At 72.9% G+C, this 23901-nt stretch carries 21 protein-coding genes; 8 read left to right on the plus strand and 13 right to left on the minus strand.

The genetic code is table 11. From position 1 onward, the window contains the following. Positions 1–25: 25 nt before the first annotated feature. The 4 genes from ACI6PP_RS03000 to ACI6PP_RS03015 all read right to left on the minus strand — a co-directional run bounded on the left by ACI6PP_RS03000 (position 26) and on the right by ACI6PP_RS03015 (position 4931). Positions 26–988 carry an ABC transporter substrate-binding protein gene (locus ACI6PP_RS03000; RefSeq protein WP_421108961.1) on the minus strand — a complete coding sequence of 321 codons (963 nt, stop codon included), beginning with the start codon at positions 986–988 and terminating at the stop codon, positions 26–28. Beyond that, positions 985–3009, minus strand: coding sequence for an ABC transporter permease (locus ACI6PP_RS03005; protein ID WP_421108962.1), 2025 nt, complete (start codon positions 3007–3009; stop codon positions 985–987). The genes ACI6PP_RS03000 and ACI6PP_RS03005 overlap by 4 nt, the downstream gene beginning before the upstream one ends. Further along, positions 3006–4040 carry a quaternary amine ABC transporter ATP-binding protein gene (locus ACI6PP_RS03010; protein ID WP_421108964.1) on the minus strand — a complete coding sequence of 345 codons (1035 nt, stop codon included), beginning with the start codon at positions 4038–4040 and terminating at the stop codon, positions 3006–3008. The genes ACI6PP_RS03005 and ACI6PP_RS03010 overlap by 4 nt, the downstream gene beginning before the upstream one ends. A 72-nt stretch (positions 4041–4112) precedes the next feature. After that, complete coding sequence (locus ACI6PP_RS03015) at positions 4113–4931, minus strand: IclR family transcriptional regulator (protein WP_421108966.1); 819 nt, start codon at positions 4929–4931, stop codon at positions 4113–4115. Between the two features lie 41 nt (positions 4932–4972). Between ACI6PP_RS03015 and purU the strand changes: the two genes are divergently transcribed. After that, complete coding sequence (purU, locus tag ACI6PP_RS03020; protein WP_421108968.1) at positions 4973–5830, plus strand: formyltetrahydrofolate deformylase; 858 nt, start codon at positions 4973–4975, stop codon at positions 5828–5830. A 115-nt stretch (positions 5831–5945) separates the two neighbouring features. Here purU and ACI6PP_RS03025 read toward each other — a convergent pair whose 3' ends face one another. From ACI6PP_RS03025 to ACI6PP_RS03035, 3 genes are read right to left on the minus strand one after another with little or no spacing between them, the layout of a single operon-like run. Further along, positions 5946–7085 carry an aromatic ring-hydroxylating oxygenase subunit alpha gene (locus ACI6PP_RS03025; protein ID WP_421108970.1) on the minus strand — a complete coding sequence of 380 codons (1140 nt, stop codon included), beginning with the start codon at positions 7083–7085 and terminating at the stop codon, positions 5946–5948. Beyond that, positions 7082–8266, minus strand: a complete 1185-nt coding sequence (locus ACI6PP_RS03030) for an NAD(P)/FAD-dependent oxidoreductase (protein ID WP_421108971.1) — start codon at positions 8264–8266, stop codon at positions 7082–7084. The genes ACI6PP_RS03025 and ACI6PP_RS03030 overlap by 4 nt, the downstream gene beginning before the upstream one ends. Further along, positions 8266–8613, minus strand: a complete 348-nt coding sequence (locus ACI6PP_RS03035; protein WP_421108973.1) for a bifunctional 3-phenylpropionate/cinnamic acid dioxygenase ferredoxin subunit — start codon at positions 8611–8613, stop codon at positions 8266–8268. The genes ACI6PP_RS03030 and ACI6PP_RS03035 overlap by 1 nt, the downstream gene beginning before the upstream one ends. Positions 8614–8886: 273 nt before the next feature. Between ACI6PP_RS03035 and ACI6PP_RS03040 the strand changes: the two genes are divergently transcribed. The 3 genes from ACI6PP_RS03040 to ACI6PP_RS03050 all read left to right on the plus strand — a co-directional run bounded on the left by ACI6PP_RS03040 (position 8887) and on the right by ACI6PP_RS03050 (position 11321). Continuing rightward, the gene (locus ACI6PP_RS03040) at positions 8887–9639 is read left to right on the plus strand and encodes an IclR family transcriptional regulator (protein ID WP_421108975.1); all 753 of its coding nucleotides are present in this window, start codon (positions 8887–8889) and stop codon (positions 9637–9639) included. After that, complete coding sequence (locus tag ACI6PP_RS03045; protein ID WP_421108977.1) at positions 9636–10823, plus strand: winged helix DNA-binding domain-containing protein; 1188 nt, start codon at positions 9636–9638, stop codon at positions 10821–10823. The genes ACI6PP_RS03040 and ACI6PP_RS03045 overlap by 4 nt, the downstream gene beginning before the upstream one ends. A gap of 96 nt (positions 10824–10919) precedes the next feature. After that, the gene (locus ACI6PP_RS03050; RefSeq protein ID WP_421108979.1) at positions 10920–11321 is read left to right on the plus strand and encodes a hypothetical protein; all 402 of its coding nucleotides are present in this window, start codon (positions 10920–10922) and stop codon (positions 11319–11321) included. Here ACI6PP_RS03050 and ACI6PP_RS03055 read toward each other — a convergent pair. Genes ACI6PP_RS03055 through ACI6PP_RS03080 form a run of 6 tightly spaced genes read right to left on the minus strand, consistent with a single transcriptional unit; the run spans position 11306 to position 19280 of the window. Beyond that, entirely contained in the window at positions 11306–12145 is an 840-nt protein-coding gene (locus ACI6PP_RS03055) for an alpha/beta fold hydrolase (RefSeq protein ID WP_421108981.1), read from the minus strand. The genes ACI6PP_RS03050 and ACI6PP_RS03055 overlap by 16 nt on opposite strands. Before the next feature lie 4 nt (positions 12146–12149). Next, a complete protein-coding gene (locus ACI6PP_RS03060) occupies positions 12150–12668 on the minus strand; it encodes a sarcosine oxidase subunit gamma (protein ID WP_421108983.1) in 519 nt (172 codons plus the stop codon). Beyond that, positions 12658–15360: a 2Fe-2S iron-sulfur cluster-binding protein gene (locus ACI6PP_RS03065; RefSeq protein WP_421108985.1), complete on the minus strand. Its 2703-nt coding sequence runs from the start codon at positions 15358–15360 to the stop codon at positions 12658–12660. The genes ACI6PP_RS03060 and ACI6PP_RS03065 overlap by 11 nt, the downstream gene beginning before the upstream one ends. Further along, on the minus strand, positions 15357–15617 hold the full coding sequence (locus tag ACI6PP_RS03070) for a sarcosine oxidase subunit delta (RefSeq protein ID WP_421108987.1): 261 nt from the start codon (positions 15615–15617) through the stop codon (positions 15357–15359). The genes ACI6PP_RS03065 and ACI6PP_RS03070 overlap by 4 nt, the downstream gene beginning before the upstream one ends. Beyond that, positions 15617–16843, minus strand: a complete 1227-nt coding sequence (locus ACI6PP_RS03075) for a sarcosine oxidase subunit beta family protein (RefSeq protein WP_421108989.1) — start codon at positions 16841–16843, stop codon at positions 15617–15619. Before ACI6PP_RS03075 ends, ACI6PP_RS03070 begins: the two co-directional genes overlap by 1 nt. A 4-nt stretch (positions 16844–16847) precedes the next feature. Further along, entirely contained in the window at positions 16848–19280 is a 2433-nt protein-coding gene (locus tag ACI6PP_RS03080; RefSeq protein WP_421108991.1) for a GcvT family protein, read from the minus strand. Positions 19281–19418: 138 nt separating this feature from the next. Between ACI6PP_RS03080 and ACI6PP_RS03085 the strand changes: the two genes are divergently transcribed. The 4 genes from ACI6PP_RS03085 (at position 19419) to ACI6PP_RS03100 (ending at position 23860) form a co-directional block, all read left to right on the plus strand. Next, on the plus strand, positions 19419–20315 hold the full coding sequence (locus ACI6PP_RS03085; RefSeq protein ID WP_421108993.1) for a MurR/RpiR family transcriptional regulator: 897 nt from the start codon (positions 19419–19421) through the stop codon (positions 20313–20315). After that, positions 20312–21262, plus strand: coding sequence for an N-acetylmuramic acid 6-phosphate etherase (gene murQ, locus ACI6PP_RS03090; protein ID WP_421108995.1), 951 nt, complete (start codon positions 20312–20314; stop codon positions 21260–21262). Before ACI6PP_RS03085 ends, murQ begins: the two co-directional genes overlap by 4 nt. A gap of 5 nt (positions 21263–21267) precedes the next feature. Continuing rightward, on the plus strand, positions 21268–22770 hold the full coding sequence (locus ACI6PP_RS03095; RefSeq protein ID WP_421108996.1) for a PTS transporter subunit EIIC: 1503 nt from the start codon (positions 21268–21270) through the stop codon (positions 22768–22770). Positions 22771–22849: 79 nt separating this feature from the next. Further along, the gene (locus ACI6PP_RS03100) at positions 22850–23860 is read left to right on the plus strand and encodes an ABC transporter substrate-binding protein (protein ID WP_421108998.1); all 1011 of its coding nucleotides are present in this window, start codon (positions 22850–22852) and stop codon (positions 23858–23860) included. Positions 23861–23901 lie beyond the last annotated feature (41 nt).

Below are 23901 nucleotides of genomic sequence, written 5' to 3' on the forward strand. Positions count from 1 at the left end.
CTAGCGACCCGTGAGAGCCCTCACGTCAGCCGAGCCAGGCCTTCACCTTGTCGGGGTTGGCCTTGATCCACTTGTCGGCGGCGGCGTCGGCGTCCATCTTGTCCTCGGCGATGTACTTCGCCACGACGTTCTGGTCGTCGTTGGTCCACTTGAAGTTCTTGACCACCGTGTAGGCGTCGCCACCGTCCTCGGAGAAGTCCTTGGCGATGATCTTCTTGAGCGGCGTCTCGGGGTAGTCGCACTTGATCGCGGCGGGGTCGGCGTCGCAGCCCTCGGTGTAGGGCGGCAGGTCGACCTTGACCAGCGGGACCTCGGACAGGAACCACTGCGGTGCGTAGAAGTAGCCCAGCAGCGGCTTCTTGTCCTGCTCGGCCTGGCGGAACGCGGTGATGAGCGCGGCCTCGCTGCCGGCGTAGACCACCTTGTAGTCCAGGTCGTTGTTCTTGACCAGCGCCTCGTCGTTGGTGACGAAGGACGGGTCGCCGTCGAGCAGCTGGCCCTTGCCGCCGGACTCCGACGTCTTGAGCAGGTCGGCGTACTTGTTGAGGTTCTTGTAGTCCGTGATGTCGGGGTACTTCTCGGCGAGCCACGGCGGCACGTACCAGCCGATCTGACCGACGTTGCCGTTCGGCCCGCCGTCGATGGCCGTCTTGGCGCCCTCGATGTACTTCTTCTCCAGGTCGGGGTGTCCCCAGTCCTCGATGACGACGTCGACGTCCTTGCCGAAGCCCTGCCAGGCCACCTCCTCCTTGAGATTCTTGTACTCGACCTTGCAGCCCAGCTCGGACTCGATGACGCGCCCGACGACGTGGGCGGAGGCCTCGAAGCCGACCCAGGGGTTGATCGCCATGTTGACGGTGTCGGTGCAGTCGCCCCCCGACGAGTCCGAGCCGGCACTGTCGATGTCACCGCCCCCACAGGCGGCCAGGGCGAGGGCGAGGCTCGCGGCGATGGACACGGTCAGGCCGGTCCGGCGCACGTTCTTCATGCGTTCTCCTTGGTGGTGGACTCCTGCGGGTCGACCCGGGACACCCAGCCCTGGGTCATGCGGTCGAACAGGACGGCCAGGGCGGTGATGGCGATGCCCGCCGCGACGCCCTTGCCGAACAGCTCGGTCTGGGAGAACCCGGCGACCACGAGGTAGCCCAGCCCTCCCGCGCCGACGAAGCCGCCGATGACGATGACGGCGAAGACGTAGAGCAGGCCCTGGTTGGCCGCGAGCGCGACGCTCGAGCGGGCCATCGGCAGCTGCACCTGGGTGATGATCTGCATCCGGCTCGAGCCCACCGACCGCGCGGCCTCCACCGTGGTGGGGGCGACGCCCTGGATGCCGTCGCAGATCAGCTTGATCGCGATGGGCGCGCCGTAGACGACCGCGGCGACGATGGCGGTGAAGCGCGTGGGGCCGAACAGCGCCAGGGCCGGCACGAGGTACACGAACGGCGGGATCGTCTGGGCGGCGTCGAGCAGCGGCCGGAGCACGAGGTCGGTGCGGCGGCTGTTGGCCATGAGCACGCCGAGCACCAGCGAGATGACGATGACGATGACGGTCGCGGTCAGGGCGGTGGCCAGGGTGACCATCGCCTCGTGCCAGACGCCGACGCCGAGGATGACGCCGACGCAGACCAGCGCGACGACGCCCGAGCGCCACCCGGCCACCAGCAGCGGCGCGAGCACGAGCAGCACCGCCGTCGCCCACCAGGGGGTGTCGGCGACGAGGGCCTGGAACGGGTTGAGCACGGCGTTCGTGAACCCGCTCGAGATGGGCTGGGTGAGCCAGGAGCCGTTGTCGTTGGCCCAGTCGGCGACGGCCTGCGCGCCCGTCGAGACCGGGCCGCCGAGGTCCGGCGACGACGGGAACTGCGCGAGGTCGAGGTAGAGGCGCGACAGGTACACGCAGACGCCGACGACGACGAGCGCGACGAGCAGGCCGATGCGGCGCTGCCTGACCTGCTGCGCGGTGCGGACGAGCCGCGTCCGCTCCCCCGCCGCGGTGGTCGCGCGGTCGAGCAGGATGGCGAGCAGCGCCACCAGCACGCCGGCGGTGAACGCCGTGCCCACGTCGAGCGACGACAGGGCCGTGACGACCGGGACGCCCAGACCGGGCGAGTTGATGAAGGCCGCGATCGTGACCATCGACAGCGCCGCCATGATCGACTGGTTGATGCCGACGATGATGGTCCGGCGCGCCATCGGCAGCTGGACGCCCCGCAGGCGCTGGCCGCGCGAGGTGCCGAGCGACTCGGCCGCCTCGAGGGTGCCGGGAGAGACGGCGCGGATGCCCTGCGCGGTGATGCGCACGACCGGGGGCAGCGCGTAGATCAGCGTCGCGATGACCGACGGTGCGCCGCCGATGCCGAACACCAGCGTGATGGGGAGCAGGTAGACCAGCGACGGGAGCGTCTGCAGCAGGTCGAGCACCGGCGTGACGACCGCGGTGGCGCGCCGGCTGTTGCCCATCCAGAGGCCGAGCGGGATGCCGAGGACGAGCACGATCGCGACCGACACGAAGGTGACGATCAGCGTGTCGATGCTCTCCTGCCAGTAGCCGAAGGTGCCGAACGCGCCGAAGACCAGCGCGCACAGGATCGCCAGGCGCCACCCCGAGACCACCAGGACGATCCACACGGCGATCGCGATGACGCCGAGCCAGCCGATCTCGGGCACCGGACGCCCGGCGGGCGCGTCGCTCAGCCAGCCCTGGAGCGTGGTGATGACGGTGTTGAGGCCCGTCGCGAGGCCGTCGAGGACGACGAGGACGGGGTTGTCGCCGCGGGCGGCGTCGATGGTGTCGCGCAGGTCGTTGACCCAGGTGGCGAACGGCGAGAGGTCGGACCGCGCGACCGTCAGCGTCTGGCGGCCGTTGAGCACGATGCCCACGACGACCCAGGCGGCGACGAGCGCGCCGAGCGCCAGGCCGCGTCCGGGCAGGCGGCGGTCGGGGCGCGGCTCGGTCGGCGGCTGCTCCTTGCGGGCCACCGGCGCCTCCTGCTCCACCGCCGTGCTCACGCCGACACCGACTCCTCGGCGACGATGACCCGCAGGATGTCGTCGTCGGTGACCACGCCCACCATCCGGTGGCCGTCCATCACGCGGATGGGCAGGTCGGAGCCGATCACCTCGCGGGCGGCGGCCTGGACCTTGGTGTCGGCCGGGAGCATCGGGCCGGTGAGGTCGTCGCCGTCGCGCGGCGCGCGCATCACCCACTTGAGCGTGAGCACGTGCGACTTGGGGACGTCGGCCACGAAGTCGCGGACGTACTCGTCGGCCGGTGCGCCGACGACCTCGTCGGGCGTGCCGATCTGGACCACCTCGCCGTCGCGCATGATCAGGATCCGGTCGCCGAGGCGCAGCGCCTCCGACAGGTCGTGGGTGATGAAGATCATCGTCTTGTTCATCTCGTGGTGCAGGCGCACCACCTCGTTCTGCATGTCGCGCCGGATCAGCGGGTCGAGCGCCGAGAACGGCTCGTCGAACAGGAGCATCGACGGGTCGACGGCGAGCGCCCGCCCGAGGCCGACGCGCTGCTGCATGCCGCCCGACAGCTGCTCGGGGAACGACATCTCGTTGCCCGACAGGCCGACCAGGTCAACGATCTCCTGCGCGCGGGCTAGCCGCTTGGACTTGCGCTCGCCCCGGACCTCGAGCCCGTAGGCGATGTTGTCGATGACGCGGCGGTGCGGCAGCAGCCCGAAGTGCTGGAAGACCATCGCGACGTGACGGCGGCGCAGCGTGCGCAGCTTGCCGGCCGACATCCTGGCGACGTCGGCGCCGTCGATGAGCACCTCGCCCGCGGTGGGCTCGATCAGGCGCGTCAGGCAGCGCACGAGCGTGGACTTGCCCGAGCCCGACAGGCCCATCACGACGAACACCTCGCCGGGCTGCACCTCGAAGGACACGTCGCGGACGGCGGCGACGCAACCGGTCTTGTCCCGCAGCTCCTCGCGGCCGAGGGCGGCGTCGGGGCTGCCGGGGATCTGCGAGGCGCGAGGTCCGAAGACCTTCCACAGACCGTTCACGTGCAGGGCCGGGTCGGCCATCTGGTGCTCCTGTCCCGTTCGGTAAGGGTCAGTAAGCCACGTCCGACGACGCGGACGGGGCATTTCGAGGTTTCAGTTCGATGACGTTGGCCCAGGTCGTCCAGATGGTCGATGCCCGAGGCGCCGGGAGGCGTCGTCCGCCGCGGCGGTGACGAGCGCGGTGGCGCGCGCGAGCTTGGCGTCGTCGAAGCGGAACGTCGGGCCGCTCACCGACAGCGAGGCGACCACGTCGCCGTGCACGCCGCGGACGGGTGCCGCGACCGCCGTCAGCCCGTGCTCGAGCTCGTCGACGACCACGCTGTGCCCGCTCGCGCGAACGCCCGCGACCTCGCCGAGGAGCACGTCGAGGTCGGTGACCGTGGTGGGCGTGTAGGCGTGCGGCGCAGGACCCACCTCCGCGCGGACCTGGTCGTCCTCCAGGCCCGAGAGCAGGACCTTGCCGTTGGACGTCGCGTGCAGGGGGACGCGCTGGCCGACCCAGTTGTGCGGCTGCAGCGCCGAGGCGCCGGCGATCTGGTCGAGGTAGAGCGCCGCGCCGTCGTTGAGCACGGCGACGTTGACGGTCTCGCCGGTGTCGGCGGCCAGGCGCCGGGCGAACGGCCGCGCCTCCTGCACCACGTCGAGACGCGCCGTGGTGGCCGCGGCGAGCCGCAGGATGGCGACGCCGAGGCGGTACTTGCCGCGGTCGGCGGTCTGCTCGACGAGCCCGCGCGCCTCCAGCGAGGCCACCAGGCGGAACGCGGTGGACTTGTGGACGCCGAGCCGCGCGCCGATGTCGGTGACGCCCGCCTCGCCCTCGTCGGCCAGGATCTCCAAGATCGCGAGCGCACGGTCTACCGACTGGACCGGACTCGCGGTAGAGTCGGCGCCACGTTCCACGTTGTTGCTCATGACGCGACACGGTAGCACTATTCAGAACACGGGAGCCCTCGATGACCACCTACGTGCTCACCATCCGCTGCCTGGACCGGCCCGGCCTCGTGCACGCCGTCGCGGCGTTCCTCGAGGCGCGCGGGGCCGACATCGTGGAGTCCCAGCAGTTCGACGACCCGCTCGGCCACGAGTTCTACATGCGCCTGGAGTTCCGCGCCCCCGGCGAGGCCGACGGCGGCGGCGTCGAGGCGCTGCGCTCGGACTTCGGGTCGGTGGCGTCGCTGCACCAGATGACGTGGTCGCTCGTCGACTCGTCCGCACCGTGCCGCACCCTCGTCATGGTCTCGAAGTTCGGGCACTGCCTGAACGACCTGGTGTTCCGGCACAGCACCGGCGCCCTGAACGTCGAGATCCCCGCGATCGTGTCGAACCACCGCGACCACGAGCGCCTCGCACAGCTCTACGACATCCCGTTCCACCACGTGCCGGTGACGCCCGAGACCAAGCCCGAGGCCGAGGCCGAGATGCTCCGGCTGGTCGACGACCTCGACATCGACCTGGTGGTCCTCGCCCGCTACATGCAGGTGCTGTCGGACGAGACGAGCAAGCAGCTCGAGGGCCGCACGATCAACATCCACCACTCGTTCCTGCCCAGCTTCAAGGGCGCCAAGCCCTACCACCAGGCCTTCGACCGTGGCGTCAAGCTGATCGGCGCCACCGCCCACTACGTCACGTCCGACCTGGACGAGGGCCCGATCATCGAGCAGGACGTCGTGCGCGTCGACCACCGGATGACCCCCGAGCAGATGGTCCGCGCCGGCCGCGACGTCGAGGCCGTCGTCCTGTCCCGCGCCGTCGCGTGGCACGCCGAGTCCCGCCTCCTCCTCGGCCGCGGCCGGGTGGTGGTCTTCCCGTAGGCCCGGGCCAGGCCTCAGCGCCGCCCCCTCCGTCCGCGATCTGAAGACTTGTGGGGGTCAAGGAGACGCCTTAACCCCTCGAAGGCTTCAGATCGCGGACGGCAGGGACGCGCGATCAGGAAAGACGCGACGTGACCCAGTCGTGGAACAGGGCGATGTGGTGCTCGGACGGGACGAGGACGCCGCCGGCGGCGTAGGAGCGTGAGGCCATGGCGGGCTGGCAGCGCTCGCAGGCCTCGAAGTCCTGCTCGTTCACGCGGTGGAACAGCTCGACCGACGCGGACAGGTCGGCGCCGCTCTCGACGACGCTGGGCAGGTAGAGCCAGTCGACCTCGACGCGGGTGCGGTCGGCGGCCAGCGGGAACATCCGGTGGACGATGACGTGGTCGGGCACGAGGTTGACGAAGACCTGCGGCTTGATGGTGATGGCGTAGTACTTGCGGTCGCGGTCCTGGCCGATGCCCGGCAGGGTGTCGAGCCCCACCGACCCGTCCACGGTGAAGCCCTGGATCTCGTCACCGAACGCGGCGCCGTGGTCGACGAAGAACTGCGCGGCCAGGCCGTCGGCGAACTCCGGGAGCACCTCGGTGAGCTCGGGGTGGATCGTGGCGCAGTGGTAGCACTCCATGAAGTTCTCGATGATGAGCTTCCAGTTGGCCGCCACGTCGTACGAGATGCGCCTGCCGATCGCCAGCTCGGCGACGTCGTAGGCCTCGAGCTTGGACATCGCGCCGAGGCGGTCGAGGATCTCCTGCTCGACGGTGTGCTCGAACGACTCGGGCTCGTCGGCCAGGCTCACCCAGACGTAGCCGAGCCACTCCTTGACGTGGACCGTGCGCAGGCCGTACTCCTCGCGCCCCACGTCGGGCATGGACGTGAGGTTGGGCGCGGCGATCAGCTTGCCGTCGAAGTCGTAGGTCCAGGCGTGGTACGGGCACTGGAACGAGCGGCGCGCCTGCCCGGCGTCCTCGGTGCACAGCTGCGCCCCGCGGTGGCGGCACACGTTGTAGAAGCCGCGCAGCTCGCCGCGGCGCGACCGGGTGAGCAGGATCGACTCGCGACCGACCTGCACGGTGCGGAACGAGCCGGGCGACGGCAGGTCGCTGACGTGGACCGCGCAGAACCACATCTGCTCGAAGATGCGCTCGCACTCGGCGTCGAACACGGCCGGGTCGACGTAGGCGCGGCCACCGAGGGTGCGCAGCAGGGACTCGCTGACGCGGTTGGCCGGGCCTGCGTCGGGGGTCGCGGTCACGCGGCGGCTCCGGTGAGGTCGTGGCTGAGGCTGCGGCGCCAGCGGCCGAACTGCTTGGGCTGGTTCATGCCGAGGACGGCGACGGGCTTGCCGTGGCGCCAGTAGACGGCGAGGAGGTCGGCGTCGTCGACGCTGCCGGCCTCGAAGGTGACGGACTCGTCGCCCACGCGGCGTCCGGCGAACTGCAGGCGCACGCCGTACTGGTCGGACCAGAAGTACGGCGCGCCGAGCGTGGCGGGCGCGGCGGGGTCGTAGCCGTTGAGCAGGGCGTCGACGGTGATGCGCGGGCGGTCGCGCGAGTCGGTCCAGTGCTCGACGCGGTGGTGGTGGCCACGGGCGGGGTCGTACCAGGCCGAGCAGTCGCCGACGCCGAACACGTTGGCGGCCGCGGTGGCGCCGACCTGGTTGCACAGCAGGCCGCGGGTGACGTCGAGGCCAGTGTCGGCCAGCCAGCCGACGGCGGGCACGGCGCCGATGCCGGCGACGACGACGTCGGCGGGCAGCGTGCGTCCGTCGGCGAGCTCGACGCCGGTGACGCGCGTGCTGCCGAGCAGTCGCTCGACGGGCGTGCCGCAGTGCAGGGGAACGCCGTGACGGGCGTGCAGACCGGCGACGGCGTTGCCGAGCAGCTCGCCCAGCGGGCCGGCGAGCGGCGTGGCCGCGGCCTCGACGACCGTGACGTCCATGCCCAGCGCACGGGCCGTGGAGGCGATCTCGGCTCCGACGAAGCCGGCGCCGATGACGCAGAGCCTGGCGCCCGGCTGCATGTCGTCGCGCAGGGCGACGGCGTCGTCGATGGTGCGCAGCGTGTGGACGCCGCTCAGGGCCGTGGGCAGGCGGCGCGCGGACGAGCCGGTGGCGACGATGACGGCGTCACCGGTGATCCAGCGGCCGTCGGACAGCGTCACGGTGGTGGTGCCGGGGTCGAGCGCGACCGCGCGGGTGCCGAGGACCCACTCGACGCGGAGGTCCTCCTCGTCGGCCTCGAGCGCGAGGTCGGCCTCCGTGGTGCGTCCGGCCAGGAAGTCCTTGGACAGCGGCGGGCGGTCGTAGGGACGCTTGAGCTCGTCGCCGACGACGACGATGTCGCCGTCGAAGCCACCCCGGCGCAGCGCGCGGGCGCTGGCGTGGCCGGCGAGCGAGGCGCCGACGATGATGACGGTGCGGATGCGCGTGCCCATCAGGCCACCACCTCGACGCCGGGAGGCAGGTTGGGGGTCTCGGTGGACAGGGTCACCCAGACCTCGCCGTCGGTGACGACGACCTCGTGGGTGCGGACGGGGCGCTTGGCCGGCGGCTCGTCGACCAGGCCGGTGCGCAGGTCGAACTTGGAGGCGTGCAGCGGGCACTCGACCCAGCAGTCCTCCAGCCACCCGTCGGCCAGGGACGCGTCCTGGTGGGTGCAGGTGTCGTCGAGGGCGAAGAAGTCGTCGTCCTCGGTGCGGAACACCGCAATGGGCGGCGAGACCTGCGTGATGCGCAGACCCTCGCCCGGGGGGACGTCGTCGACGGAGCAGACGTGGAGCATCTGGTCGATCCCTCAATCGTGCCGGCACCCTGACCGGGGGTGCGTGTACCTGAAGGGTGGGGCCCGCGCCCGCGCGAAGTCAATGACGTCACGGCGTGTTTTGGCCATGGAACTCAGAATTTTCATCGTGTTCACAGATCGCCGGTGTCACCCGTGTTTGCAGGCGACGACGCCGATCTCGAAGCCGGACCCTACCCTCAGTCGATGGAAGTGTGGTTCCATGACGTGGAACTCTTGACCAGGACCGACTCGGGAGGAACCGGATGTCAGGACATGAGTGAGACGACGGGCACCCAGGCGCTGGACCGGGCCGTCGCGCTGCTGCGCCTCGTGGTGGGTGCGGAGAAGGCCCCGACGTACACCGAGCTGGTCCGCGAGGCCGACCTCGCGCGCTCCACGACGTCGCGCCTGCTCAACGCGCTGGAGCGCGGCGGGCTGCTCGAGCGCGACCGTGACGGCGGCTACCGGGGCGGGCCGCTGTTCGCCGAGTACGCCCAGCGGTTCGACCGCGTCGGCGGACTCGTCGCCATGGCGCACCCGGTGCTGGAGGACGTCGCCGAGCAGACCGGCGAGACGGTCAACCTCGCGGTGCCGCGCCACGACGAGGTGCAGCACGTCGCCCAGATCGACAGCCGCTACGTCGTCGGCGCCGCCAACTGGCTGAGCGTCGACGTGCCCGGCCACTGCTCGGCCCTGGGCAAGGTGCTCTACGCGTGGGGCGCGCTGCGGGTGCCGCGCGGCCACCTCGAGCGACGCACCGAGCACACCGTCCCGACGCGGGCCGCCCTCGAGCGCGAGCTGGAGAAGATCCGGCAGAAGGGGTTCTCCGAGACGCAGGGCGAGCTCGAGCCGGGCCTCGACGCGATCGCCGCCCCCGTCCGCGGGCCCGAGGGGCACGTCATCGCGGCCATCGGCGTCTCGGGACCGACGTTCCGCATCGGCGACCACAAGCGCGACATCGCCGAGCTCCTCGTCCGCGAGAGCACCCGGCTCACCAAGGTGATCGAGCGTCGGGCGCGCGCGTGACCGCCCCCCGCATCGGCACGGACGAGCGCCGCGCCCGCATCGGTCGCCGGCACGCGCTGGCACCGTCGACGCGCGTCGACCGGCCGGTGGAGACCGCGCGCGCCGTCGTCGCCCTGCACGGCACCGACCCCGCGTCGACGTTCCTCTCGGCCTGCGCGCGCATGGTCGAGCCCGACCTCGCGGCGGTCGACCGGGCGCTGCACGACCCGGTCCCGGCCGACGACGCCCTGCTGCGGGTGCTGGCGATGCGCCGCACGGTGTTCGCGGTGCCGGCCGACCTCGTCGACGACGCCCACGCGGGTGCGTCCGACGTCGTCGCCAGGGAGCAGCGCCGCCTGCTGCTCAAGATGCTCGTGGAGTCGGGCGTCACCGACGACCCCGAGCCCTGGCTGCGCGGGGCCGAGGACGCGGCGATCGCCGCCATCGGCGACGCCGAGGTGACCAGTGCCGACCTCGTCGCCGCCGACGAGCGGCTGGCGACCTACGTGCTGGTCGGCGCGGGGCGTGCGGACGCCACGCAGGTACGGGTCGCCAGCCGGGTGCTGACGATGCTCTCGGCCGAGGGTCGCGTGATGCGGGCCCGCCCCCGCGGCGGGTGGACGTCCACGCAGTTCCGCTGGGCGCTCCCCCGCCTCGACGCCGGACCGGAGCGGACGGCCGACGAGGGCGCCGCCGAGCTGGCGCGCCGCTGGCTCCATGTGTTCGGGCCGGCGACGCTCGACGACCTGCAGTGGTGGGGCGGCTGGACCAAGACGCGGACACGTGCCGCGCTCGCCGCCGTCGAGGCGGTCGACGTCGACCTCGACGGCGCACCCGGGCTCGCGCTGCCGGGCGACCTCGACCCGGTGGAGCCCGTCGAGCCGTGGGTGGCGCTGCTCCCCGCGCTCGACCCCACCACGATGGGCTGGAAGCGACGCGAGCACTACCTCGGCGACCACGGCCCCCGGCTCTTCGACACCACCGGCAACGCCGGCCCCACCATCTGGGCCGACGGCAGGATCGTCGGCGGCTGGGCCCACCGCGACGACGGCGAGGTCGCCACCATGCTGCTCGAGGACGTCGGCTCCGAGACGTCGGCCGCCGTCGACGCCGAGGCCGCCCGGCTCCAGGCCCTCCTCGGCGACGTCCGCCTCAAGGCCCGCGCCCGCCGCTGGACCCCGCTCGAGAAGGAGCTCCGCGCGTAGGTGCACCCCCGAGGCGTCGCCGAGATACGGGTTCTGCACCACCGCGAGGTCGATCCTGGTGCAGAACCCGTATCTCGCGCACTAGCGTGCGGGTCCATGGGACAGAGGTCGCGGGAGGACGAGCTCGCGCTCGCCGATCCGGCGGACGGGGTGGGGCTGGGCGTGGACGGTGCCGTCTGCCTGACGACGCCCGCGGGGCCGCGGGTGCTCGTCGCGCCGCCCATGGGTGGCGGGATGGAGGCGGCGCTCAGCGGTGTGCTGACCGACGTCGACGGCTACCTCGGGGTGGGTGGCGTCGTCGTGTGGCTGCCTGCCGGAGTGACGCTCGTGAGCGACGACCCGCTCGTCCTGCGGGTGCTCGACGGACGCGAGGTGGGGCTCGGCGACGCGGTCACCGGCGGGGGCGGTCACACGGACCGCACGCTGAAGGAGCTCGGCATCGACCCGGGCGACGACACCACGACGCTCGACGTGTTCCTCGCCTACGTGGTGCGGTAGCCGCCGGCGACCTGGGACGACAGCCACCGCTGCAGGTCGACGGCGAGGGCGACGGGGGCGTCGAGCTGGACGAGGTGGCCGGCGCCGGGGATGGTCGTGAGGGTCGAGCCGGGGATGGTCTCGGCGAGGGTGAAGGCGCGGTCGAGAGGGATCCAGGCGTCCTCCTCGCCCCACACGACGTGGACGGGGAGGTCGAGCTCGCCGTACCGGTCCTGGACGCGGTCGGTGAACCGCTCGTCGGCCTGCGCCACCTGGCGGTAGAACGCCGCCTGCCCGCGCTCCCCCGTCCAGGGGTCGACCAGGGCGGCGAGCTCGTCGGGACGCAGCCCGCGGTGGCTCGCGCCGGCGACGTACGCCTCGAGCGCGCCTCGGTGGACGGCCGGTGGCTGCGCGGCGAGCACGTCGGCGTGGTCCTGCACGAGGCGGAAGTAGTCCGACCCCCACGGCCGCAGCGCCACCACGTCCACCAGGCACAGCGACGCGTAGGCGGCGCCGTGCAGGAGCGTCGCGCGCAGCGCCACCGCGCCGCCGACGTCGTGGGCGACCACGTGCGGACGCTCCAGCCCCAGGTGGTCGAGCAGCGCGGTGAGGCACTCGCCCTGGGTGCCGAGGTCGACGTCGTGCGCCGGGTCCATCGACGACTGGCCGTACCCGGGCATGTCCCACAGGTGCACGGTGAAGTCGGCGGCGAGCGCCCGCGCGTACGGCGGCCACAGCCACGACGACCACGGGGTGCCGTGGCACATCACGACCGGCGGGCCCGCGCCCAGCCGGTCCCACCGGACCTCGCGTCCCCGCCAGTCGAACGTCTGCGTCAGCTGCACGCCACTACAGATACTCCACGGCGGCGTCGCGGAGCCAGGCCGCCAGGTGACGGGCGAAGGACGCGCGCACGTGGACGCGCAGGGCGTCCTCGTCCGTGCGGCCGATCGACACCTGGGTCTGCGCGAGCATGCCCTGCACGCACCCGCCGACGGGCACCACGCGCGGGTCGAGGTCGAGCGAGCAGCCGTGCGCGAGGACGGCACGCGCGTCGGCGCCCGTCAGCACGAACACCGTCCGCAGCGACGACACGTCGACGACGCTGCAGCCCGGGTGCTCCGCCCGCAGCGACGCGGCCAGCGGCGACTCGAGCGCGACGACGCCGGCGTCCGGGGCGTCGACGAGCCACCACCGCGGCCCCAGCTGCCAGGTGTGCGCACCGTCGACGACGGGCGCCACGTCGGCGCCGCGGACGTCGACGAGCGTGCGGAACGGCTCGTCGACGATCCTCGGCGCCGGGCCGTGGACGTCGAGCCGCTCCCCGCCGAGCGGGCCCTCTCGCAGCGCCAGCGCCTCAGCCGTCACGTCGGGCTCCTTCGGGGTCGTAGGGCACGGGCTCGGTGACGCGGACGCGCACCGGCACGCGGAGGTCGACGGCGTCGAGCTCCTCGCCGAGTCGGTCGCGGCCGCCGTCGAGCAGCGCGAGCGCGAACGGGGTGCCGAGCGCCACCGACGCGTACGCCGACGTCACGTGGCCGTGCATCGGGACGGGCACCGCGGCCAGGTCGGCGCCGGCGTCGACGAGCTGGGAGCCCTCGGCGATGGCCGTCGAGCCGTCGACGGGCACGAGCCCGACGAGGTGGCGGCGGTCGGGCCGGTTGGCCTCGTCGCGGACGAGCGAGCGCGCGCCGACGAAGTCGCGTCCCTCGCGGACCTTCTTGGGCGAGATCGCCCAGGCCATGCCGAGGTCGACGGGCGTCACGGTGCCGTCGGTGTCCTGGCCGACGATCGGGTAGCCCTTCTCGGCGCGCAGGACGTGCATGGTCTCGGTGCCGTACGGCGTGACGCCGCCCGCCGCGGCCACCGCGTCCCACAACGCTCCGCCCCAGGCAGCGGGCACGTGCAGCTCGTAGGCCAGCTCGCCGGAGAACGAGATCCGCATGACGCGGACGGGCAACCCGGCGACGGACGCGTCGTGCCACTCCATGAACCCGAAGCCCTCGTTCGACACGTCGAGGTCGGGCGCGAGCCCGGCCAGCACCTCGCGCGATCGCGGCCCGGCCAGCGCCACCACCGCCCACTGCTCGGTGACGGACGTGAACCGCGCGTCCAGGTGCGGCCACTCGGTCTGCTGCCACTCCTCCAGCGAGTCGAGCACGGACGCGGCGTTGCCGGTGGTGGTGGTGACGAGCCACTCGTCGTCCGAGAGCCGGGCGACGGTGCCGTCGTCGACGACCATGCCGTCGGGGCCGCACATCACGCCGTAGCGGACCTTGCCGACCTTGAGCGACGACATCAGCCCGGTGTAGACGCGGTCGAGCATCTCGCCGACGTCGGCGCCGTGGCACACGATCTTGCCGAGCGTGGACGCGTCCATCATCCCGACGTCCTCGCGCACCGCGCGGCACTCGCGCAGCACCGCGTCGTGCATGCTCTCGCCGCGCTGCGGGAAGTACCAGGGGCGCTTCCACTGCCCGACGTCCTCGAGCGGGCCGCCGGCCGCGAGGTGGCGGTCGTGCATCGCGGTGACGCGGACGGGGTCGCTCAGCGCGCCGCGGTCGCGTCCGGCGAGGAGCCCGAACGGCAGCGGCGTGTACGGCGGCCGGTAGGTGGTGGTGCCGACCTCGGTGATCGGACGGCCGAGCACCTGCGCGAGCACCCCGACGGTCAGCACGCCGAACCCGCGGCCCTGGTCGGACGCGGTGCCGATGGTGGTGAAGCGCTTGACGTGCTCGACGCTCGTCAGGCCGGCGAGGTGGGCGTGCCGGACGTCGGCGAGCGTCGCGTCGCGCTGGGGGTCGAGGTAGACGTGCTCGGCGTCGGCGCCGTCGATCTCGCCGCAGAACCACGTGGCCGGCGGCGTCACCGCACCGGACGCACCGGTGAGCGCCGAACCCACGACGCTCAGCGGGTACGCCGAGTCCGGCGGCGCCGCGGCCGGGACGAAGCCCGCGGCCTCGGACGACCACGACAGCTTCCCGCCCGCCTGGCTCCAGAGCTGGACGGCGGGGTTGAGGCCGCCGCTCACGGCGAGCAGGTCGGCGTCGTGGGTGGTGACGCCGTCCGGGCCGCGCAGGTGCACGCGCGCCAGGAACCCGTCGTCGTCGCCGTCGGTGCCCACCACCTCGGCGCCGAGCACGAGCGGCACGCCGCGCTCGGCGAGCGCGTCGGCCAGCGCGGGCGTGACGTCGGTGCGGACGTCGGCGACGGCGAGCAGCTCGACGCCGGCGTCGGCCAGCGCGACCGCGTCGGCGAGCCCGTCGTCGTGCGCCACCCAGACGACGCCACGCTCGCCGGGCAGCACGCCGTAGCGACGCACGTAGGTGGCGGCCGCGCCGGCGAGCATGACACCCGGCCGGTCGTTGTCGGGGAACACGAGCGGACGCTCCTGGGTGCCCGTGGCGAGCACCACCTCGGCGGCCTTGACGTGCCACAGGCGGCGACGCGCGACGTCGGGCGGGGCGTCGTCGCCGAGGTGGTCGGTGCGGCGCTCGACCGCGACGAGGTGGTGGTGGTCGTGCGCGCCGACGACCGTGGTGCGCGTCAGCACCCGGACGTCGGGCAGGGCGACGAGCTCGCCCGCGCGTGGGTCGGTGAGGGCGGGGCGGTCGTCGCAGAGCACGACGCGGACGCCGCGCGCCGCGGCCTCGAGCGCCGCGGTGACGCCGGCCTCGCCGCCGCCGACGACGAGCACCTCGCAGTGCGCCCAGACCTTGTCGTAGCGGGTGTGGTCGATGCCCTCGGGCAGCCAGCCGCGCCCGGCGATGCGCTCGACGGACAGCCCGTCGTGCACCTCCAGCTCGGTGGCGCGCACCATCGGCTCGCCCGGACCGGACGTCACCTGGACGAACGCGTTGGACTCCTCGGCGCCGACGCCCATGACGCCGCGGGGGCGCCCGGTGTAGATGCCCGCCGACACCAGCCGCACGTCCGCCCCGAGGAGGGCCGACGCGAGGGTGTCGCCGGCGAACGCGGGCACGTCCTGGCCGTCGATGCTGATCGTCACCGGGCGCGAGCGGTCGATGCGCGTCCCGCCGCTGGGCAGCCGCCTGCTCATCGGGCCTCCTCCATGGTCGGCTCGACCTGGTTGGTCACGGTGTGGCGCCGGACGGTGAACCACTGGCGGCAGCCGGCGCGGTGCACCCAGCGCTCGGTGAACCAGCCGCGCGGGTTGGCGCGCAGGAACAGGTACTCCGCCCAGGCGGCGTCGTCGAGGTCGGCGGGGCGCTCGGGGTAGGCGATGCCGGCCTCGCCGCCGTAGCCGAACTCGGTCTCGTCGCGGGGCCCGCAGTGGGGGCAGGGGAGTGTGAGCATCAGTGCGCCACCGCCGCGGCGCCGTGCTCGTCGATGAGCCGTCCGGTGACGAAGCGGTCGAGCGCGTACGGCTCGGCCAGTCGGTGGGGCGTCGCGTTCGCGACGGTGTCGGCGAACACCGACCCGATGCCCGGCGTGGCTTTGAAGCCGCCCGTGCCCCAGCCGCAGTTGACGAACGCGTTGGCCCACTGCGCCAGGTGCCCGACGATCGGCGACGCGTCGGGCGTGACGTCGACGATGCCCGCCCAGGTGCGCAGCACGTGCGCCCGCGCGAACACCGGGAACAGCTCGACCGCGGCGGCCATCTGCTCCTCGATGACGTGGAACGACCCGCGCTGGCCGTAGCCGAGGTGCGCGTCGACGCCGGCGCCCATGACCAGCTCGCCCTTGTGGGCCTGGCTGACGTAGACGTGCACGGCGTTGGACATGACGACGGTGTCGAGCACCTGGTCGAGCAGCTCGGAGACGAGCGCCTGGAGCGGGTGGCTCTGCACCGGCAGGCGGACGCCGAGGTGCGAGGCCAGCACGCCGGAGTGGCCCGCCGCGCACAGCGCCAGCTGCCCGCAGGCGATGCGTCCGCGCGAGGTCTGCACGGCGGTGACCGTGTCGCCGTCGGTCTCGAAGCCCTGCACCTCGCAGTCCTGGATGATGTCGACGCCGAGCGCCGCGGCCGCGCGGGCGTAGCCCCAGGCCACGTAGTCGTGCTTGGCGATGCCGCCGCGCGGCTGGAACGTCGCCCCCATCACCGGGTAGCGCGGTCGGTCGGTGACGTCGAGGACGGGCGCGAGCTTGCCCACCTCGTCGGGCTCGAGCCACTGCGCGTCGATGCCGTTGAGCTGGTTGGCGTTGACGCGCCGGCGGCCCTCGCGGACGTCGCCGAGGGAGTGCGCGAGGTTCATGACGCCGCGCTGGCTGAACAGGATCTCGCAGTCGAGCTCGGCCTCCAGCCCCTCCCACAGGCCGAGCGAGTGCTCGTAGATGCCGGCGCTCTCGTCCCAGAGGTAGTTGCTGCGGATGATCGTGGTGTTGCGGGCCATGTTGCCGCCGGCCAGCCACCCCTTCTCGACCACGGCGACGTTGGTGATGCCGTGGTTGGCCGCGAGGTAGTAGGCCGTCGCCAGGCCGTGCCCGCCGCCGCCCACGACGACGACGTCGTACGAGCTCTTGGGGTCGGCCGTGGCCCACAGGAAGTCCGGGTGCCCGGGCAGTCGTTCGCTGGTGCGCATCGGCTCAGCCCCTCAGACGCGTCATGGTCGGGTCGAACAAAGGCTCGGCCGTGACCGTGTACGGCAGGTCGCGGTCGAAGTACGTCACGGCGACCTGCGTGCCCGGCTCGGACAGCTCGGCCGGCACCCAGGCGTAGGCGATGGCCCGCGCGATCGTGTGGCCCCAGGCGGCGCTCGTCGTGTAGCCGACGACGACGCCGTCGTGGCGCACCGGCTCCTTGCCCATGACGACGGCCTGCGGGTCCGTCGAGGTCAGGCAGACCAGCTTCTTGGACGGGTGGTCGGCGTCCATCGCGAGCAGCGCGTCGCGTCCGGTGAAGTCGCCCTTGTCCATCCGCACCGCGAAGCCGACGCCGGCCTCGTAGGGGTCGTGGTCCCAGGTCATGTCGGTGCCGAAGGAGCGGTACCCCTTCTCCAGGCGCAGGCTGTCGAACGCCCCACGTCCGGCGGCGATGACGCCGTGCTCGCGGCCCGCCTCCCACAGCGTGTCCCAGAGCTTGGCGCCCATGTCGGCCGACGTGTACAGCTCGTAGCCGAGCTCGCCGACGTACGACAGCCGCAGCGCCGTCACCGGCACCATGCCGACGTGCGCCTCGCGGCCGCGGAAGTACTTGAGGGTGTCGTTGCTCCAGTCGTCGGACGACACCGACTGGATCACCGCGCGCGCCTGCGGGCCCCACAGGCCGATGCAGCACGAGCCGGGCGTCACGTCGCGGACGAACACGTCGGCGGGTGCCCGACGCTCCAGCAGGTCGAGGTCGAGGGGGCCGTTGGCGCCGACCTGGTAGCGGTCCTTGGCCAGGCGGGCCACCGTCACGTCGCTGCGGATGCGTCCGCGCTCGTCGAGCACCAGGCAGTAGGTCACCGAGCCGACCGACTTGGCGATGTTGCCGGTGACGACGCCCTGCAGGAAGTCGGTCGCACCGCGGCCCGACACCTCGAGCCGCGTCAGCGCGGTCATGTCGTACATCGCGACGCGCTCGCGCGTCACCTGCGCCTCGGCCCCGACGACGGGCGACCAGTAGCGCGACGCCCACTCCCCCGCCCTGGCGACGTCGCGGCCGTCCACCTCGCCGGCGTTGGCCTCGTACCACTGCGGACGCTCCCAGCCGCTGGCCTCGAGGAAGAACGCGCCCTGCTCGCGCTCGCGCTCGTGGAACGGGCTGAGCCGCAACGGGCGCGGCGACTCCATCGGCTGCCGCGGGTGCAGCAGGTCGTAGACCTCGACGAAGTTCTGGCAGTCGCGCTCGGTGACGTACGCGGGTCCGCGCTGGTGCGGCCAGAAGCGGGCGAGGTCGGCCTCGTGCATGTCGACCGACGGCACGCCGTCGACCAGCCACTCCGCGACGGCCCTGCCCACGCCCGCGGAGTGCGTCACCCACACGGCCTCGGCGACCCAGAAGCCCTCCAGCTCGGGGTGCTCGCCGACGAGCGGGCCGCCGTCGGTGGTGAAGGAGAAGATGCCGTTGATGCCCTCGGCGACCTCCGCGTCGCGCAGGCACGGCAGCAGCGCCTGGCTCTCCTTCCACGCCTCGGCGAAGTCGGGCGGCGTGAACGCGTGGACGCTCGGCATGTGCTCGCCCTCGCCGGGACGCGTCAGCGCATCCACGTCGACCGGGATGGGGCGGTGGCCGTACCAGCCGATCGTCAGGCGGTCGCGGTCGTCGCGGTAGTACAGGTCGGCGCCCTGGTGGCGCAGGATCGGGCGGACGGCTTCCTCGGTCTGCCCTGCGAGCGCGGGCACCGGGCCGGTGCTGGCCAGCTGGTGCTCCAGCGGCGTGAGCGGCAGCGTCAGACCGGTCATCGCGGCGATCTTCTGCCCCCAGATGCCGGCGCAGCAGACCACGACGTCGGCCGGGACGTCGCCGTTGCTCGTGCGGACGCCGGTGACGCGGCCGTCCTCGCTCAGCACGTCGAGCACCTCGGTGCCGGGCATCAGGGTGGCCCCGCGCGACTCGGCGCGACGGGTCTGGGCGGAGACCGCGCGGACGGCCTTGGCCAGTCCGTCGGTGGGGCAGTGCAGCCCGCCGAGCACCTGGGCGGGGTCGAGCAGCGGGTGCAGCTCGAGGCACGCGTCGGCGTCGAGCACGGTGGCCTCGATGCCGCTGGCGTGCAGCCAGCCGGCGCGGCGGTGCAGCTCGGCGAGCCGCTCGGGCGACGTGGCCACCTCGAGCCCGCCGACCTGCAGGAAGCAGGGGTCGCCGTCGTCGTCCAGGCCCACCAGCTTCTCGACGGTGTAGCGCGCGAGCTCGGTCATCATCCGCGAGCCGTTGGCCTGGAAGACCAGGCCCGGCGCGTGCGAGCTGGACCCGCCGGTCAGCGGCAGCGGACCCTGGTCGACGACGGTGACGTCGGTCCAGCCCCGCGCGGTGAGCTCGTCGGCGACGGCCGCGCCGACCACCCCGGCCCCGATGACGACGACCTTGCGACCTGCCATGACCACACCTCCGCGACCTCGCGACCACTGTTGCGTCTTGTGCAACGGCGTTCGGCTTGCGCAACAAGAGTACGAACCCCGGTCACGATCCGGCAAGACCCCTTGACGTCACACCGGTGAGAAATCTACTTTCACCTGGTGTCCATCGACGTGAAACCTGCTTACACCCCCGCCGTCATCCCGGCGCTGCGCAGGCTCGTCGACGACCTCCCCGGGCAGGCCGCCCGGGTCGCGCGCGTCGTGCTCGACGACCCGCACCGCGCGGCCCGGATGCCGATCGCCGACCTCGCCGTCGCCGCCGAGACGAGCGAGGCCTCGGTGACGCGGCTGGCGCAGCGGCTCGGGCTCACCGGCTACCCCGCGCTGCGCATCGCGCTGGCCGCGGAGAGCGGCCAGGACACCACCGGCACGGCCCACGTCGCCGGCGACGTGACGATCGACGACGACCTCGCGACCGTCCGCGCCAAGGTGCTCGCCGACCTCGAGGCGTCGCTGCGCGAGACGTCGGCCGCGCTCGACGACGGCGCGGTGGCGGCGGTCGTCACCGCGGTGGCCGCAGCCCGCCGCACGCTCGTCGTGGGCGTCGGCGCGTCCGGCATCGTCGCCACCGACCTCGCCCGCAAGCTCGAGCGCGCCGGGCTGGTCGCGTCGGCGCTCACCGAGTACCACGACGCCGTGACGTCGGCCGTCGCCGTGCGTCCCGGCGACGTGGTGGTGGCGTTCTCCCACTCCGGGGGCACCGTCGACGTCGTCGACCCCGTCCGCCGGGCCGCCGAGCGCGGCGCCACCACCGTCGCGGTCACTTCGCGTCCCGACTCCGACCTCGCCCGCGCGGCCGACCACGTGCTGGTCACCGTCGCCGGGTCGGAGTCGGCCTTCCGCCCCGCCGCCATGACCAGCCGCTCGGCCCAGCTCTACGTCGTCGACGTGCTCTTCGTCGCCGTCGTCCAGCGCACGTACGACGTCGCCGAGCCCCTGCTCACCGCCTCGTGGGACGCGCTGCGTCCCCGCCACCCCGACCGAGGAGACCGATGACCTCCCCCCTGCTCGACACCGAGCTGCGCGACGCGCTCGGCACGCTCTCGACCGAGGAGGTCGGCAGCCAGTTCGCGGGCCTCGACGCGCTCGGCACGCTCGACGCGGCGCGATTGATGAACGCCGCCGACGCCACCGTCCCGGCGGCCGTCGAGGCCGTGCTGCCCGCGCTGGCCGGGGCCGTCGACCGCATCGCCGCGGGCATGCGTCAGGGCGGACGGCTGGTCTACGCCGGCGCCGGCACCGCCGGACGTCTCGGCGTGCTCGACGCGAGCGAGTGCCCGCCGACGTTCGACACCGACCCGAGCCGGGTGGTCGGCCTGATCGCCGGCGGCACCGTCGCGCTCACCACCGCGGTCGAGGGCGCCGAGGACGACGGCGACCAGGGCGGACGCGACGTCCTCGCGCAGCACGTCGGCCCGCACGACACCGTCGTCGGCATCTCCGCCAGCGGACGCACCCCGTACGCGATCGGCGCCGTCCGGGCGGCCCGCGAGGCCGGCGCGTTCACCGTCGGCCTGTCCTGCAACGCCGGGTCGTCGCTCGGCGCGGCCGCTGACGTCGCGCTCGAGGTGGTGGTCGGCCCCGAGGTGGTGGCCGGCTCCACGCGGCTGAAGTCGGGCACCGCGCAGAAGCTGGTGCTCAACCTGCTCTCGACGCTGACGATGGTCCGGCTCGGCAAGACCTACGGCAACCTGATGGTCGACCTCCGCGCGAGCAACGACAAGCTGCGCGCCCGCTCCTGGCGGATCGTGCGCGAGGCCACGGGGGCGTCCGACGCCGACGTCGACGCCGCGATGGCCGCGTCCGACGGCGAGGTCAAGGTCGCGATCGCCGTCCTCACCGGCGGTGTCGACGCCCGCACGGCCCGCACCGCCCTCGACGACCACGACGGCGTGCTGCGCGCCGCCCTCGACTCCCTCACCACCACGACGACGAAGGACTGACCGCCATGCCCACCCCCGACCAGATCGCCCGCGACGTGCTGGCCGCCCTCGGTGGCGGCTCCAACGTCCGCGACGTCGAGAACTGCATCACCCGCCTGCGCGTCGACGTCGCCGACGAGACCCGCGTCGACGCCGACACGCTCCAGGCCACCGAGGGCGTGCTCGCCGTCGTGCCCGGCCCCACCGTCCAGGTCGTGCTCGGCCCCGGCCTGGTCGACAAGGTCGCCGACGCGATGGACCGCGAGCGCGCGAAGGCGCCCGCCGGCGGCGGCACGTCGGCGGCCGATCTCGCGGCGTCCGGCGAGGCGCTGCGGGCCCGTCAGAAGCAGCGCAACGACACCCCCGTCAAGAACGCACTGCGCCGCATCGCGAACATCTTCGTGCCGCTCATCCCGGCCCTGATCGCCTGCGGCATCATCGCCGGCGTCAACGGCGTGCTCACCAACCTGGTGACGAGCGGCGACGCCCCGTGGCTCTCGGGCGTCACCCCACTGCTCGCCGCGATCGGCTCGGGCTTCCTGTCGCTCATCGCCGTCTTCGTCGGCATGAACACCGCCAAGGAGTTCGGCGGCACCGCCGTGCTCGGCGGCGCGATCGCCGGCATCGTCGTGTTCCCCGGCGTCGCCAACGTCACCGTGTTCGGCGAGACGCTCGCCCCCGGGCAGGGCGGCGTCATCGGCGCGCTGCTCGCGGCGCTGCTGGGTGCCTACGTCGAGCGCTGGGCGCGCAGGTGGGCGCCCGAGACGCTCGCGATGCTGATCGTCCCGACCGTGACGGTGCTCGTCGCGGGCCTGGCGGCACTGCTCGTCCTGATGTCGCTCGCCGGCTGGGTCTCGACGGCGATCGCGACGGCCGTCACCTGGCTGCTCGCCAACGGCGGCCCGTTCGCCGGGTTCCTGATGGCGGGCCTGTTCCTCCCCATGGTGATGCTGGGGCTGCACCAGGCACTGATCCCGATCCACACGACGCTGATCGAGCAGGACGGGTACACCGTCATCATCCCGATCCTGGCGATGGCCGGCGCGGCCCAGGTGGGCGCGGCGATCGCGGTGTTCGTCCGGCTGAAGAACAACGCGTCCATCCGTCGCACGATCAAGTCGGCCGTCCCCGCGGGGCTGCTGGGCGTCGGCGAGCCGCTGATCTACGGCGTCACGCTGCCCCTCGGTCGGCCCTTCATCACCGCCTGCGCGGGCGGCGCGATCGCGGGCGGGTTCATGGGCACGATGAACATGCTGGGCACGACGGTCGGCTCCAGCGCCATCGGCCCGAGCGGGTGGGCGATGTTCCCGCTGCTCAACGGCAACCAGGGCATCGGCACCGCGATGCTCGTCTACGGCATCGGCGAGATCATCGCGTACGCCTCGGGCTTCCTGCTCACCTACTTCTTCGGGTTCACCCGCGAGCGGCTGGTCGAGCTGAACTCCGACGACACCGGTGCCGGCGGACTGGTGCCCGACGCCGACGTCGCCCCGTCGACCGACCCGGCACCCGAGCTCGTCTCGCGGTAGGCGGCCCGCGCCGGGGGCTCCTCGGGTCTTGGTTAGGGTTGCCTGGCCTTAGCGATCTCACCACCCAGGAGCCCCCGTCATGCCCCCTGCCTCCCCCCTGCGCCGCCGCAGCCTCCTGCTCGGCGGCCTCGCCACCGCCGCCGTCCTCGCCGTCCCCGCCTGCGGCTCGTCGTCCGACGACGCCGCCGGGTCCGCCGACACCGGCCCGTGGTCGTTCACCGACGACCGGGGCGAGACCGTCGAGCTCGACGCCACGCCCCGGCGCATCGTCGGGCTGGGCGACGCGGTCGCGGCGCTGTGGGACTTCGGGATCGAGCCGGTGGGCACGTTCGGGATGCTCTCGATCAAGGACGACGCGCAGTTCGAGGGCTTCGACACGAGCGGCGTCACCGAGGTCGGCGTCACCTACGGCGAGATCGACGCCGAGAAGCTCGCCGCGCTGAAGCCCGACCTGATCGTCACGCACGTCTACCCCGAGGAGCTGGGCGGCACCGTCGAGGGCGTGCTGCTCTACGGGTTCAAGGACGAGAAGCAGATCGAGACGCTGTCGCAGATCGCGCCGATTGTCGCGATCGAGATGGGCGGCAACGGCAAGGACGTCGTCGTCCGCAACTCCGAGCTCGCGGCGTCGCTCGGCGCCGACCTGACCAGCCGGGCCAATGCGCGCAAGAAGAAGGACTACGACGCCGCGGCCACGGCGCTCACGAAGGCGGCTCGCTCGGGCGTCACCGTCCTCGCCGTCGCGGGCTACGACACCGAGGGCCTCTACGTCGCCCAGGCCCCGGCCGACCCGGCGCTCGACTACTACACGAGCCTCGGCGTCGCCTACCCCGACGTCGCGGACGACGAGTACTACTGGGACCTGCTCAGCTGGGAGAACGTCGACACCTACCGGAGCGACGTCGTCCTGTACTCGCTGCGCGCCATGGACGCCGCCGCCCTGCAGAAGCAGCCGACGTTCGCCGAGCTCCCCGCCGCGGAGGCCGGCCAGGTCCACCCGTGGAAGTTCGAGCCGCTGTCGTGGGGCAAGCAGGCCGCCTGGATGACCACCCTCGCCGGCTACCTCACCGACTCCCAGAAGGTCACCTAGCCCGCCCCCTCCCCCGAGTTGTCGGTGCGTGGTGATGTCGG

The organism is Solicola agrisoli (genome assembly GCF_049059935.1).
Taxonomy (GTDB): Bacteria; Actinomycetota; Actinomycetes; order Propionibacteriales; family Nocardioidaceae; genus JAURVT01.